The sequence below is a fragment of the Ensifer sp. Root423 genome (assembly GCF_001426275.1).
In the GTDB taxonomy this organism is placed as follows: Bacteria; Pseudomonadota; Alphaproteobacteria; order Rhizobiales; family Rhizobiaceae; genus Ensifer; species Ensifer adhaerens.
This window is the reverse complement of the sequence record NZ_LMEG01000006.1, coordinates 158,619-173,065: the sequence shown is the minus strand read 5'-3', so window position 1 is coordinate 173,065 and position 14,447 is coordinate 158,619. Positions and strand designations below refer to the sequence as shown.

The 14,447-nt window shown below is 62.2% G+C and carries 11 protein-coding genes; 8 read left to right on the top strand and 3 right to left on the bottom strand.

The features are described from left to right. Positions 1-735 precede the first annotated feature (735 nt). From ASD01_RS09340 to ASD01_RS09330, 3 genes are all read left to right on the top strand, one after another. Positions 736-2,865 carry an OmpA family protein gene (locus tag ASD01_RS09340; RefSeq protein ID WP_060643884.1) on the top strand — a complete coding sequence of 710 codons (2,130 nt, stop codon included), beginning with the start codon at positions 736-738 and terminating at the stop codon, positions 2,863-2,865. A 332-nt stretch (positions 2,866-3,197) separates the two neighbouring features. Next, positions 3,198-4,226 carry a four-carbon acid sugar kinase family protein gene (locus ASD01_RS09335; RefSeq protein WP_060643883.1) on the top strand — a complete coding sequence of 343 codons (1,029 nt, stop codon included), beginning with the start codon at positions 3,198-3,200 and terminating at the stop codon, positions 4,224-4,226. 3 nt (positions 4,227-4,229) lie between these two features. Continuing rightward, positions 4,230-4,931 (top strand): FadR/GntR family transcriptional regulator, encoded by a 702-nt coding sequence (locus ASD01_RS09330; protein ID WP_034796126.1) that lies wholly within the window; start codon positions 4,230-4,232, stop codon positions 4,929-4,931. A gap of 58 nt (positions 4,932-4,989) precedes the next feature. Here the strand turns inward: ASD01_RS09330 and ASD01_RS09325 are convergent, their stop codons facing one another. Genes ASD01_RS09325 through ASD01_RS09315 form a run of 3 tightly spaced genes read right to left on the bottom strand, consistent with a single transcriptional unit; the run spans position 4,990 to position 8,262 of the window. Further along, on the bottom strand, positions 4,990-6,108 hold the full coding sequence (locus tag ASD01_RS09325; protein ID WP_060580797.1) for an iron-containing alcohol dehydrogenase: 1,119 nt from the start codon (positions 6,106-6,108) through the stop codon (positions 4,990-4,992). 4 nt (positions 6,109-6,112) lie between these two features. Further along, on the bottom strand, positions 6,113-7,069 hold the full coding sequence (gene pdxA / locus ASD01_RS09320; RefSeq protein WP_060580796.1) for a 4-hydroxythreonine-4-phosphate dehydrogenase PdxA: 957 nt from the start codon (positions 7,067-7,069) through the stop codon (positions 6,113-6,115). Beyond that, a complete protein-coding gene (locus ASD01_RS09315; RefSeq protein WP_060643882.1) occupies positions 7,066-8,262 on the bottom strand; it encodes a sialidase family protein in 1,197 nt (398 codons plus the stop codon). Before ASD01_RS09315 ends, pdxA begins: the two co-directional genes overlap by 4 nt. 230 nt (positions 8,263-8,492) lie before the next feature. On the opposite strand from ASD01_RS09315, the gene ASD01_RS09310 reads away from it, so the two are divergent. The 5 genes from ASD01_RS09310 (at position 8,493) to ASD01_RS09290 (ending at position 14,434) form a co-directional block, all read left to right on the top strand. Continuing rightward, on the top strand, positions 8,493-9,362 hold the full coding sequence (locus ASD01_RS09310; RefSeq protein ID WP_063979509.1) for a DMT family transporter: 870 nt from the start codon (positions 8,493-8,495) through the stop codon (positions 9,360-9,362). A gap of 56 nt (positions 9,363-9,418) precedes the next feature. Next, positions 9,419-10,888 carry an ABC transporter substrate-binding protein gene (locus ASD01_RS09305; RefSeq protein WP_210339105.1) on the top strand — a complete coding sequence of 490 codons (1,470 nt, stop codon included), beginning with the start codon at positions 9,419-9,421 and terminating at the stop codon, positions 10,886-10,888. 85 nt (positions 10,889-10,973) lie between these two features. Beyond that, positions 10,974-11,888, top strand: a complete 915-nt coding sequence (locus ASD01_RS09300) for an ABC transporter permease (RefSeq protein ID WP_034796335.1) — start codon at positions 10,974-10,976, stop codon at positions 11,886-11,888. Positions 11,889-11,898: 10 nt separating this feature from the next. Next, the gene (locus ASD01_RS09295) at positions 11,899-12,822 is read left to right on the top strand and encodes an ABC transporter permease (protein WP_034796145.1); all 924 of its coding nucleotides are present in this window, start codon (positions 11,899-11,901) and stop codon (positions 12,820-12,822) included. Then, on the top strand, positions 12,815-14,434 hold the full coding sequence (locus ASD01_RS09290) for an ABC transporter ATP-binding protein (RefSeq protein ID WP_060643880.1): 1,620 nt from the start codon (positions 12,815-12,817) through the stop codon (positions 14,432-14,434). Before ASD01_RS09295 ends, ASD01_RS09290 begins: the two co-directional genes overlap by 8 nt. Positions 14,435-14,447 lie beyond the last annotated feature (13 nt).

Genomic DNA, 14,447 nt, shown 5'->3' with positions numbered 1-14,447 from the left:
GTCACGCTTAAACTCTTCGCTGAAATTCGATTTGCTCATGATGCTCTTCTTGCCTCAAAATTAGGAAAGAAGGCGTCTACAAATCTCGGTGCTATTCAACGTCCTTGATGCGATCGACTACAGCCGGATCTTTCAACCCCAGACGATCGAGCTCCTAATTGAAACTTCCCGGATCCGAACTGCCAAGACGTCGCTCAAGAGCGCGGGCCAGGGCCTTGGCCTCTTCCAGCACCTGGCGGCCTTCCGGCGTGCCGGAGAGCCCCGCGAGCAATGGTGGCGGCGGAGAGAGTTTTTTGCCGATACCACTTCATCCAGGATCAACAGGACGGACGTCTGCTCCGCCGATGGGGCGATCGAACCCCAGCATGCCCAATGCCGCCTCGCGCCTCTACTGAACGGCAATCCGGATCGGCCAGCGTCGCGGCTGGCGGCCGCTCAAGTGGATCGCCACGACCGACAGATATCTTAGTGATCACGGCTGCTCGTACACCTGGCCGATACTCCTCATTTTTGCCTTTCCGTTTCCCGGGACCGGCCGCCCGACCCTGCAGTTGGCAGTTTCGCAATAGGGTCTGCTGGGCGGAACCGTTTGTTCGCTGCTGCGTTGGGACTAGCCTTTGACTGCCACAAAAGTCGGAGGCTCGGGTGATGGCCCCGCTTGTGCCGCGTCTTAAGGCGCGCCGTTCGTACAGCGCCAACGGGCGCTGGGGTCTCCCAGTAACAGGAGTGAAAATCATGTCGATGCCTTCCAAACTTTTCGCAACGGTGGCCCTTCCAGTCTTCGCCGCATCATTCGTGATACAGCCGGCGCTGGCCGAGAACCTGAGGGTGCCGTTCCAGGTCGCTCAGGAAGGCGTCGACCAGCAGTCGCCCGAGGATTTACTGCTGCTCAAGAAGCGCAAGAAGCAGCAGGACGGGGGGGAAGGGCAGGTAGAACAGCAGCAACCGCAGGCCGAGGAGCCGCAGCGCCAGGCAGAAGAGCCGTCTCGCAAGAAGCGGAAGCAACAGGCTGAGGAACAGCAGCCCGGTACCGAGGAAAGCGCGCCACGGAAGGCTGAAGAACAGCAGGCGCCCGAACGCAAGAAGCGCAAGCACCAGGCAGAAGAACAGCAACCCGCCATCGAGAAAGGCGCTCCGCGGCAGGCTGAAGAGCAACAGGCGCCTCAGCGCAAGAAGCGCAAGCAACAGGCTGAAGAACAGCAGCCCGGTACCGAGGAAAGCGCGCCACGGAAGGCTGAAGAACAACAGGCGCCCGAACGCAAGAAGCGCAAGCAGCAGGCAGAAGAACAGCAACCCGCCATAGAGGAAGGCGCTCCGCGGCAGGCTGAGGAACAACAAGCACCTGAACGCAAGAAGCGCAAAGAGCAGGCAGAAGGACAGCAACCCGCTATAGATGAGAGCACTCCGCAGAACGCTGGGGAAGCGCAGGTACCGGTGCCCAAGAAGCGCAAGCAGCAAGCTGAACGTCAGCAGCCGGAAGAGCAAAAGCTGGCGCCACAGACCGGTGAGAGTGAGCCGCAGCCCGTTCCAGGGTCTGAACAGCCCGCGACGGCCGAACAGCGCCAGAGTGAGGAGCCTCAGGCCAAGCCTGCACCTGTTGTCGTCGACAAGCGCACGAAGGCAGACAAGCGAAAGATCGCCCAGGATCCGGCAGCGACCGACGAAACCATTGTGCTTCCGGTCGATAACGGCGCGGCCGTGCTCGACAGTGACAAGGACGCCGACAAGTCCGGCGGCAACCAGGGGCGCGAGGCTCGGCGCAAGCAGCGCGAAGAATTGCGCGTCCAGGGGAAGAACATAGCGCCACCGACGGATGACGCCGCGGCCCAGGCTGAAATCCCGGCCGACGTGCGGCAGACGGCCGCGCAGAGGATCGAGGCCGGGATGAAGGAGGAAGGTCGACGCGTTGACGCGGTGCCAGCATTCGCGGTTCCGGACACGACGAACATCGTCAACAATACCGTCATCAACAACAGGACTGTCAACAGCACGACGAACAATGATGTGACCGAGGTGCGCGTCGTCGAGAGGCTCGACGATCGTGTCGTCCTTGGCGTCGGCGACCAGATCTTCGTGCGTGGCGACGATCGTCCGCGCCTGCGCCACGGCGCGCGGGAGGCGTACTACGACGAGCTTCCGCGCGGCCGCGTGCGTGAAACGATCGTGCGCCCGGGCGGCTACCGGATCGTCACCGTCTATGACCGTTACGGTGACGTCTTGCAGCGCTCGCGCGTCGACAGCGACGGCAACGAATATGTGTTGATGTACGCGCCGGACTATCAGGACGAAAGGCGCCCGGCGATCGTCGACGTCGGCTATGACCTGCCGCCGATGCGCCTGACGATCCCGGTCGATGACTACATCGTCGACTATTCGCAGGAGCCGGATCGAGATTACTACGCGTTTCTGTCCGAACCGCCGGTCGAGCGCGTGGAGCGTGTCTATTCCATCGATGAAGTCCGCAATTCCGCCCGTCTCCGTGACAAGGTCCGGCGCATCGATCTCGACACGATCCATTTCGAAACCGGCAGCGCCGAAGTGTCGATGTCACAGGCAAAGACGCTGCGAACGGTCGCCGACGCCATGCAGAAGGTGCTCGGCAAGGATCCCGGTGAAACCTTTTTCATCGAGGGGCACACGGACGCTGTCGGTTCCGACCGGTCGAACCTCGTCCTCTCCGACGAGCGTGCCGAGTCCGTCGCGGTCCTCCTGACGGAAGTCTACGGCATCCCGGCGGAGAACCTGGTGACGCAAGGCTACGGCGAGCGTTTCCTCAAGATCAGTACGCCCGAGCCGGAGGAAGAGAACCGCCGCGTGACCATCCGACGCGTGACGCCACTGGTACGCCCAGTCGCACAGCGATAACGCTCGCGACGTCCAGCCACCGTGCGTTCGCGACGGCGCCGGGAAGCTCAGTGTTTGTTCGGTCCGATGACGTGGCGCCCTTAGACGAGAGCGGCGAAAACCGCCGCAGTCCTCGTGATCGAGGTTTATGGCATCGCGCCGGGTAACCTGCCGTTGCCAGGCTATGGCGAGCGCTTCCTGAAAATAGGCACACGGAAGCCCAAGGACGAGAACCGATGCCTAATATCGGCCGCGGCAGAGAGCGACTAATTTGTAATTTTTTTCCAGAAAATATTGACATTTCAATATAAAATGGACAATTAAAGATAACAACAAATCGTCTGGATTTTGAGATGCTCGTCATTGTCGCTGATGATCTGACCGGCGCTCTGGATGCCGCGGCGCCCTTTGCCGCGAGGGGCTTTTATGTCGAAGTCGCTTTGGCGCCCGAGGCGATCGATGATGTCCTGAAAACGGGGCCGGACGTGGTTTCGGTCAATCTCGGATCGCGAGAACACAGCCCCGCATCCGCCCGGCAACGAACAGTTGCCACGCTCGCTGCGCTGCCTTCGGGTTCGCGCATCTTCAAGAAGGTCGACTCCCGTCTTAAGGGCAACATCGTTGCCGAACTCGACGCAATGTCTTTCGGATCGGCGCTCGTGGCGCCCGCCATCCCGGCCTTCGGTCGGGTTGTCATGTCCGGCAGCGTGCAAGGCTTTGGGGTAGATACCCCCATCTCCGTTGCCGAGAAGCTCGGCCGGCATGCGGCCAAGGCCATCATCCCGGACGTATCCACTGAAGCCGAGATGCGCGCCTTGCTTGAGAATGCGGAAAGAAGTGGTACGGATCTGCTGATTGGAGCGCGCGGTCTGGCCGAGGCGCTTGCCGAACGGATGAGTGGCGGTCAACAACCGCGGGCTGCCCAGGTGGCTGCCGGTAGGGCTTTGTTCGTCGTTGGGTCCCGAGACCCGATTACCCTTGCCCAGATCGACACGCTTCGCAACGATCTTGCCTTATCCTATTTGCCCGCGCCCAACGGGCGGCTTTCGGCCGCAGACGACACCGGCGGCGCAATCACGCTCGTTCAGGCGGTGCCGGGTGAAGGGGAGGTGACGCCGGAGGCCGTTTCCGAGGCGCTTGCCGAGAGCGTCTGTCCGGGCCTTGTCGAACGGGCAGGGACACTGCTTCTGTCCGGCGGCGCAACTGCAGAGGCAGTTTTGAGGAAAATGGGCATCCAGCGTTTTCGCCTGCTGGGCGAGTGCCTGCCCGGCCTGGGCTTGGCTGAGGTCGATGGACGTTGCATCATTGCCAAGTCCGGCGGATTCGGCGCGCCGGATACGCTTAAGGAAATCGCGGAGGCTGTCCTTCGCAAGATGGGATGACGGATGGGACTGGAGAACGGAACAGCACGCAAGAGCCTCGGCGATCTCGTCTTTGAGCGCATGCACCGTGCGATCAAGTCCGGCGCCTACAAGCCGGACGAGCGCTTGCCGACCGAGCACGAACTGGCAAGTGAATTCGAGGTTTCCCGTCCGATCATTCGCGAGGCGTTGCGCCGGCTGCGCGAGCAGGGTTTCATCTATTCACGCCGCGGCGCCGGCAGTTTCGTTCGTGCTGTCGGCATGCGTGAGCCGCTGGGCTTCGGACAACTGGAAAATGTCGCCGATCTTCTGAACTGCTACGAGTTCCGATTGACGGTCGAGCCGGCTGCCGCGCAGGCTGCTGCCGAGCGGCATGACGCGGCCAGCTTGTCCGCCATCCGCCAGGCGTTGGAACTGATGCGGGACGCCACCAACCGGCAATCGCACCGGGAGGATGCGGACTTCCAGTTTCATCTTGCGATCGCACGTGCGGCCCAGAACAGCTATTTTTTCACGGCAATGGAAGCGCTCAAGGATCACATCGCGGTCGGGATGCGGTTTCATGGCGCCTCGGTCAAACGGGAGACGACCGGGCTGACGCGCGTTTTCGGGGAGCACGAAGCGATCGCGGAAGCGATTGCCGCGCGTGAAGGCGTAAAGGCGAGACAACTCATGCATGACCACCTTTCCGGATCCCGCGAACGTCTGTTCCAAGCGACCAAGTAATCGACAAAGCAAAAACCCCGGCAGACGCCGGGGTTTTGTTTTTTGCATGGTCTATGGATCAAAAGGCTGCCTTGTAGACGGCAAGCACGTCCTCCACACTCATATCGCTCGGGTTGTTGTCCATGAGCCTTCGGTTGGCATGGGCCTCGCTTGCATAGAGCGGCAAGTCGTCGGCACTTGCGCCGTGAGCGGCAAGTGACATCTCGATGCCGAGATCACGGCAGAAGCCACGGGCAGCGCCCAGGAGTTCCCGGGAGGAGAGATTTTCGCCGAGACCAAGCGCCTTTGCGACTTCTGCCGTCTTGCCCGCGGCAACCGGTTGGTTGAAGGCGAGCACATGCGGAAAGATGATGGCGTTTGCCAATCCGTGGGGCAGGCGAAGCCGCGTTCCGAGCGGATAGGCGATGGCATGGCCAGCCGCGGTATTGACCGGCCCAAGGCAGATGCCGCCGTAGTAGGAAGCAAGCATCATCCCTTCTCGCGCCTCGGTATCGGCTCCATCCCTGACTGCGCGGGCGAGATGTTTGCCCACGAGCTTGAAGCCCATTCGGGCAAAGCCGTCGATCATCGGATGGGCGCGGCGATTGGTGAAGGCTTCCACGCAATGGGCCATGGCGTCGACGCCGGTGGCGGCGGTTACCGCCGGCGGCACGGAATAGGTGAGTTCCGGATCGAGAACAGCCAGGTCGGCAATCATGTGCGGGCTTTCGACCGCGATCTTGTTTCCCTTGACCGGGTCGGTGATGAGCGAGCGGATCCCGGCTTCCGAGCCGGTGCCGGCGGTCGTTGCGACCTGAGCCAGGCGCGTGTTGCGGCCGAGTACGCGGTTTGGCCCGGCGACATCGGCAAGCGTCTGCTCGGAGTCCCAAAGCACGGCGACAAGCTTGGCGACGTCGAGCACCGATCCGCCCCCAAGGCCGACGATGAGGTCCGGGCTGTTTTGGCGCGCGAAGTCGAGTGCGGCATCGAGCGTGTCGACATCGGGTTCGCCCGGGATGGCGTCGAACACCGCAACGCGGCCGGAAAGCTTCAGGCGGTCGACGAAGCCTGCGGTGATCGGCGTGGCGATGACGAGCACTGAACGGGCATCGGCCGCCCAGGCGCCGACCTCTGCGATTGTGCCGGCGCCGACGGCGAGGCGGCGCGGCTGATAAAGGGTGATGGGAGCGATGGTCATGGTGTCATCCTCGCTTGGCGTCGCCTGCCACCAACTTGCGGGCATAGGCGATGGCGGAGTTCATGTTGCCGTGGTTGGCGATCCCCTTGCCGGCGATGTCGAAGGCCGTGCCGTGATCGACCGAGGTTCGGTCGATCGGCAGGTCCACCGAGACGTTCACGGCGGTGTCGAAGGCGACGAGCTTCACGGGGATGTGCCCTTGGTCGTGATACTGCGCGACCACGAGGTCGAAGGCGCCCGAATAGGCGCGATGGAACACCGTATCTGCGGAAATCGGGCCATAGGCATCGATGCCTTCCGCGCGTGCTTGCGCAACGGCCGGCACGATCTGGTCGTCATCCTCGGTGCCGAACAGGCCATTTTCGCCACAGTGGGGATTGATGCCGGCGACCGCGATTTTGGGCGCTACGTAGCCGATACGCTTCAAGTGAGCGTCGCCGGCGCGGATCGTGGCGAGCACCCGTTCGGTCGTCGAGCGTCGGATCGCCTCCTGCAGCGCCACGTGGGTGGAAACGTGGATGACCTTGAGGCGCTCGGAGGCAAGCAGCATGTAGGCGGCCTTGGAGCCCGTGAGGCTGCGCAGCATTCCGGTGTGGCCGTCATAGTGGTGACCAGCAAGGTTCAGCGCTTCCTTGTTGATGGGCGCCGTGACGATGCAACCGATCACACCGGCTTCTGCGTCGCGCACTGCCTTTTCGATGAAGCGAAAGGCCGCGTCGCCGGCGACAGGGCTCAGCTGTCCCCAGGCAAGCGGCGCACCTTCAATCGGCAGATCGACGACATGTCCGGTGAGATCAACCTCAAGGCCGAGAGCGGCGCGGGCCGCTTCGAGCGTCGCGAGGTTGCCGTAGATCCGGACCGTATCGCGTTCTTGCGGCGACATGTCGGCCAGCGCGCGCACCGAAATCTCGGGGCCGACGCCGCACGGGTCGCCCATGGTTATGCCGATGATATTGCTCATGAAGGTCTCCGTTGGTCAGCGTGCTCCCAGCCAGGGGCCAGGCGGACATATTTGATGGCGCGCCGGTGGTAGGTGTAGGCAAGGTGCATGGCGCCGTCCGGCCCCTCCAGCAGCCAGGGATAGGACATCTCCTTGTTGCGGCCGTCGGTCGAGTCATTGGAAAGGCATGTCCCGGGGCCATCCTCGATCAGCAGGCGCACGGGAAATGTCTTGCCGCCATCTTGAGAGAGGCAAAGAGAGACTGGCGCGCGCCGGACACCCCAGATCGGAACGCAACCGCCCGTGGGGTCGGCGTCCGGGCGGTTGTCGTCCTCGCCGAGCTCGTCATAAAGCGACGTGCGTCGTTCGGCGGTGTCGGCCGCGCTGACGGGGTTGCAGATCATCGCGATCCGGCCGTCTTTCAGACTGAGAGCGGCGATAGAGGAATTGTTGTTCGGGATGTCACTGGCCTCGGGCCTGGACCAGGAGCGGCCCTCATCGAGGCTCTCGGTCCTGTAGACCCAGTCGGCCTGCCGCCGGCGGAAAAAGGCAGCAAGACGGCCTTCGCCAAGCGACACCGGCGACATGTGCACGCAGCCAATGGACTGATCCAGTTCTTCCAGTTGCCAGGTCTCGCCCTGATTAAGCGAAATGCCGACGGCTGCCGTATCATGGCTGCCGTTCCACTTCTGCCCGGGGCGCTGAACGCAGCGAAAGATCGGCAGCAGCCACGCGCCGTCACCGCGCACCACAAGCGGCGCGCGGATGAAGCAGCCACGGGGAAGGTCCAGATAGCGGCCTTCGCTGGTCGTTAGTACCAGCGGATCGGAAGCATCGCGGCGGACCTCAGCCATCCGGATCCGGCACTCGTCCTGATTGCCTGAGGGTTGGGAGGTGTGAAAGAGCCACAGCCTGCCATCGGGCGCAGTGAAGAGCACCGGGTTTTGCTCCGAATGCGCGGCATCGAAGCTCAGGCGCTGCTGCGGTCCCCATTGCGTCGCCCCCTTGGGCAGCACCGAAGCAAAGATGGAAATGTCCGATTTGCCCTCGAGCGTGCCGCCGAACCAGGCACAGGCGAGCGCGCCGTCTGAAAGCAGATGCAGGAAGGCTGCATGGTTCTGGATCATCGGCGACGGCAACAGCGCTTCCATACGCTCGGGCGACACGGTTTGAAGCAGGCCATTCATGCTGCGGGCGATTTCTTCAGGGTCCATGAGTTCCTCCTGTGTGCTTCGAAAATCACCCAATTTTCAAAGTTGTCAAGTTTGATAAAGTTACAAATAGACATGTGCTCGTTTACTATTGCGCATAACGCACTGATTTTACTGAAATATTTATTGTGATTATTTCCATATAAAATTTACATCGCGAATTAATTTGACAAACTTTGGTGAAAGGTGGATGGTCTGAACAAGCCGGCAAGAGGATGCCGGGAGGAGGTCTGATGCTGGAAGCCAGCCCGAAGGGGGCTAAGATGGCGGTCATGTTCGCGGTTGGTGCAGCGATCCTTGCTGCCGCCGACGCGGTGATCGTGCGGGCGCTGAACGGCGCCGTGCATCCTTTCGTCATCGGCTTCTTCCGCGCGTTCTTCGGCGCGCTCATCCTTCTGCCTTTTGTTGCCCTGCGCCCATCGGTGCTCAAGTCGAGCCACCCCTTGCGTCAGCATGCGGTCCGTGCCGGCTTCAAGCTGCTCGCCATGGTCGCCTTCTTCGCTGCCTTCAGCTGGGGGCCGCTTGCTGACGTGACGGCCATCGCTTTCATGTCGCCGATCTTCCTTTTGCTCGGTGCCGCACTGGCGCTGGGCGAAAGGCCTGGCCCGGCTATGATCGGTGCGGTGGTGCTCGGTTTTGGCGGCGCGATGCTGATCATCGGCCCCTCGGGAACCGGCTTCAGTCTCGCCATCCTTCTCGCCCTCACTGGCGCGATGCTCCAGTCGACCATTCAGTTGATCCTGAAGTCCATGTCGAAGGGCGATAAGACCTCAACGCTGGTCGTCTGGAATCTCCTTTTGACCGTTCCGATCGCGCTTCTTTTCGCCTTGCCGTTCTGGACCATGCCTGGGGCGAGGGAGATGACGCTTCTCGCGCTGCAGGGTGTCGTGGGAACTGCCTGCATGGGTATGATGACCCATGCTTTTTCACTCGCGCCCGCCACGATCGTCGCGCCGGTCGATTTTTTGCGCCTGCCGCTCGTGGCGCTCGGCGGCTTCGCGCTTTTTGGCGAACAGATCGCCCTCACCACCCTTTGCGGCGGCGGGCTCATCGGTTGCGCGGCGCTAATTGCCGCGCGATCCGGAAAAGCAACATCCAGCTGAACGAATTTCACTAGGGAGGAAATGCCGTGAAGAAATTATTTGTCTTGAGTGCACTCATGTTGAGTTCGGCCCTGTCGCCCGCATTCGCCGGGTCCGGCCCCATTAAGATCGTGCTGGCCGAGGAGGCCGACCTGCTGGAGCCCTGCATGGCCACGCGCTCGAACATCGGCCGCGTCATCATGCAGAACGTCAGCGAAACGCTGACCGAACTCGACGTTCGCAGTGACAAGGGCGTCATGCCGCGCCTGGCCGAAAAATGGGAGCAGAACGAAGACAGCAGCTGGCGCTTCCACCTGCGCAAGGGCGTCAAGTTCTCCGACGGCACGACCTTTGACGCCAAGGACGTCAAGCACAGCTTCGATCGCATCATGAGCGACAAGAACACCTGTGAATCGCGCCGCTACTTCGGCGGCATCACGGTGACCCCGACGGTCGTCGACGACTACACCATCGATTTCAAGGCCGATCCGGTTCAGCCGATCCTGCCGCTGCTGATGTCGCTCGTCACGATCGTGCCGGAGGAAACGCCGCTTGAGTTCGTGCGCGAACCGGTCGGCACCGGTCCGTACAAGCTGACCAACTGGACGCCGGGCCAGCAGATCGTGCTGACCAGCCGTGACGACTATTGGGGCGCAAAGCCCGAAGTGACGGAAGCCACCTATCTGTTCCGCGCCGACCCGTCGGTGCGCGCAGCCATGGTGCAGACCGGCGAAGCCGACCTTTCGCCGTCGATCTCGCAGCTCGATGCCACGAACCCGGCAACGGACTTTTCCTACCTCGACAGCGAAACCGTCTACCTGCGCATCGATCACAACATCGAACCGCTGAACGACGTTCGTGTCCGCCGCGCGCTCAACGTCGCCATCGACCGCCAGGCCTTCCTCGGTACCCTGGTTCCCGAAAGTGCATTGCTCGCCACCGCGATCGTGCCGCCACCGACGCTTGGCTGGAACCCCGACGTAAAGGTCTTCCCCTACGATCCGGAAGGCGCAAAGAAGCTGCTTGAGGAAGCCAAGGCCGATGGCGTCAAAGTCGACACGCCCATCACCATCATCGCCCGTTCTGCAAACTTTCCGAACGTGACCGAGATCATGGAGGCCATTCAGGCGCAGCTTGAGGAAATCGGCTTCAAGGTCGAGCTGAAATTCGTCGAGGTCGCCGAGCACGAGCAGTACTATTCCAAGCCCTTCAAGGAAGGTCGCGGCCCGCAGATCGTTGCCGCCATGCACGACAATTCCAAGGGCGATCCGTCGTTCTCGATGTTCTTCAAATACGCAACCGAAGGCACCCAGTCCGGCTTCTCCGATCCGAAGGTCGACGACCTGATCAAGCGCGCGTCGGCTGCCGTCGGCGACGAGCGTGCCAAGCTCTGGTCGGAACTGATCGCCTATGTGCATGACGATGTCGTTGCCGACGTCCTGCTCTTCCACATGGTAGGCTTCTCCCGCGTTTCCGAGCGGCTCGAATTCAAGCCAACGATGGCGACCAACGGGACGCTGCAGCTCTCGGAGATCAAGATCAAGTAATCTGCCCTGGCGAACGAGGTTCGCCAGTCACAACAGCAATCAAGGCGGTGGGATGATCCCGCCGCCGGATTTCTTCGAGGGCGCCATGCTGAAATTCGTTCGAAAACGCGCCGTGGCCAGTCTGATCTCGCTCGTCGGGCTGCTCGTCATGGTCTTCTTCCTGTCGCGGTTGACAGGTGATCCGGCCGCCTTGTTCCTGCCGGTCGAAGCCTCCGCAGAGATGAAGGCGCAATTCCGCGAGCTGCATGGCTTGAACGATCCAATGCTGGTGCAGTTCGGACGCTATGTCGGCGACGTCGTCACCGGCGATTTTGGCGAATCCCTGCGCAAGGCGCGTCCTGCTCTGGACGTGGTGCTTGAGGCCTTCACCTGGACGCTCTGGCTCGCAGTCATCACCATGACGCTGGTCGCTGGTGCTGCGATCGTCGTCGGTTCGCTTGCCGCCTTCCGCGCTGGAGGCTTCTTCGATCGGCTCTCCTCGCTGATCTCGCTGGTCGGCGCTTCCGTTCCCGATTTCTGGATCGCCATCGTCGCGATCGTCGTCTTTTCGGTAAACCTCGCCTGGCTGCCGACTTCGGGCACGGGGTCGCTGCTTCATTGGATCCTGCCGATCTCGGTTCTGTTCATCCGGCCTTTCGGCATCATCGTCCAGGTGGTGCGCGGCTCGATGATCGGGGCGCTTTCTTCGGCCTATGTGAAGACGGCGCGCGCCAAGGGCGTCAAATCCGGGCCGATCATCTTCGTGCATGCGCTGCGCAACGCCATGCTGCCGGTCATCACCGTCATTGGCGACCAGGCCGCGAGCCTTTTGAACGGCGCGGTCATCGTCGAGACGATCTTCGGGTTTCCGGGCGTCGGCAAGCTGATGATCGATTCCATCTTGCAGCGCGATTTCAACGTCGTGCTCGCCGCCATCCTCGTCACGGCGCTGGCGATCTTCCTCATGAACCTGCTGATCGATCTGGCCTACGCGCTGCTCGATCCGCGCATCCGGCACTGAGGAGGGGACCATGACCCTGCAGACCGCCGATACCGTTGTTACCGAAGAACCGCGCTTTGCGACCCGCATGTTCCGCATGCTGCTTGCCGACAAATTCGCGCTTTGCGCCGCGATCTTCCTGCTTTTCGTTCTCATCATCGCAATCATCGGGCCGACCTGGCTCGGCGATCTCGCGACCAAACAGAACCTTAGAGGCCGCAACGCCGTGCCTTTCGACTGGGAGCGCGGCTGGGTCTGGTGGATGGGGGCTGATGCCCTCGGGCGGCCGCTGCTTGCCCGCATCATCGTTGCCACCCAGAACACGCTGATGGTGGCCGCCGGTGCCGTCGCGCTTTCAGCAACCGTCGGCACCTTCCTCGGCCTTGTCGCCGGCTTTTCCTCGCCGCGCGTCAATCAGATCATCATGCGGCTTGCGGACGTGATCATGTCCTTTCCGTCGCTGCTGATCGCGGTCATCGTTCTCTATATTCTCGGCTCGTCGATCCTGAACCTCATGCTGGTGCTGGCGATCACACGCATCCCGGTTTACCTGCGAACCACACGCGCCGAAGTGCTGGAAATCCGTGAACGCATGTTCGTGCAGGCCGCGCGCGTGATGGGCGCATCAAGCAAGCGCATCCTGTTCCGCCACATTCTGCCTGTCGTGCTGCCGACGCTGACGACGCTTGCGACGCTCGACTTCGCCTATGTGATGCTAGCCGAAAGCGCGCTTTCGTTCCTCGGTATCGGTATCCAGCCGCCGGAAATCACCTGGGGCCTGATGATCTCGCAGGGACGCCAGTACCTCACCAACGCATGGTGGCTTTCGTTCTGGCCCGGCCTTGCGATCATCCTTACCACCATGTCGCTAAACCTCCTGTCGAACTGGCTGCGCATCGCGCTCGACCCAGTGCAGCGCTGGCGTCTCGAAATGAAAGGTCGCAAGAATGGCTGACCATCTCCTGGAAGTTCGCGACCTGTCGGTCGAATTCCACACCGCAGTCGGCGTCGTGAAAGCGGTCCGCAATATCTCCTACCATCTCGACCGTGGCGAGACGCTCGCAATCCTTGGCGAAAGCGGATCCGGCAAGTCGGTCTCCTCCTCGGCGATCATGAACCTGATCGACATGCCGCCGGGACGCATCAGCTCGGGCGAGATCCTGCTCGACGGCGTCGACCTGCTGACAATGCCGGCGCAGGAAAGGCGCAAGGTCAACGGGCGCCGTATCGCCATGATCTTCCAGGACCCGCTGAGCCATCTCAACCCGGTCTATACCGTGGGCTGGCAGATCCGCGAGGCGCTCACCACCCACGGGACCGACGCCGCGAAAGCCGCTTCCGAGGCGTTGCGGCTGTTGACCCGGGTCGGCATCCCCGACCCTGAGCGCTCGCTCGACAAATATCCGCACGAATTCTCCGGCGGCCAGCGCCAGCGCGTGATGATTGCGATGGCATTGGCGCTCAGGCCAGATCTCCTGATCGCCGATGAGCCGACGACGGCGCTCGACGTCACCGTGCAGGCCGAAGTGCTCGCGCTGCTTGAGGAATTGCAGCGAGAGACCGGCATGGCGGTCCTCATCATCACCCACGACCTCGGCGTGGTCGCGGAGATCGCCGATCGCGTGGTGGTGATGGAAAAAGGCGTCCTGGTCGAAGCCGGCACGGTGCGCGAGGTCTACAAGAACCCGCAGCATCCCTATACCAAAAAGCTGATTTCCGCCGCTCCAGGCAAGGGCGAGATGCATGTGCCAGCCGCTCGCGCCGAACCCGTTCTTTCAGTTCGCGACGTGCGCAAACGCTATGGCTCCTTCGAGGCGCTGAAGGGCCTGTCCTTCGACCTCATGCCCGGCGAGACCATGGCCGTCGTCGGCGAGAGCGGGTCAGGCAAGTCGACGCTGGCGCGCATCCTGCTTCGCCTCGACGAACCGGATAGTGGCAGCGCCTTGTGGAAGGGCCGCGACCTCTTCACCATGTCGCCGGCCGAACTCTACAAGCTGCGCCGCGACCTGCAGATGGTCTTCCAGGACCCGACGCAGTCGCTCAATCCGCGTATGACCGTTTACCAGCTCATTTCCGAGGCCTGGGTCATTCATTCGGATATCTTGCCCAAGGCGAAATGGCGCGAGCGGGTGGCTGATCTTCTTGTGCAGGTCGGTCTCGGCCCGGAGCACATGGGCCGCTACCCACATCAGTTTTCCGGCGGCCAGCGCCAACGCATCGCAATTGCCCGCGCACTCGCACTCGAGCCGCAGCTGATCATCTGCGACGAGGCGGTCTCGGCGCTTGACGTTTCGGTGCAGGCGCAGGTGATCGCGCTGCTCGACCGGCTGCGCAAGGAAATGGGTATCGCCTTTATCTTCATCGCCCACGATCTGCCGGTGGTGCGCGACTTTGCCGACCACGTCATGGTCATGCAGAAGGGCAACATCGTAGAGCTTGGCACGGTGCGCGAGGTGTTCGACGCGCCGCAGCAAGACTATACGCGTGCGCTGCTTGCAGCCGGCCTCGACCCCGATCCCGACGTCCAGGCCGCTCATCGCGCCGCCCGTCTTCAGCGCGCGTCCTGAGGCGCCGTCCATT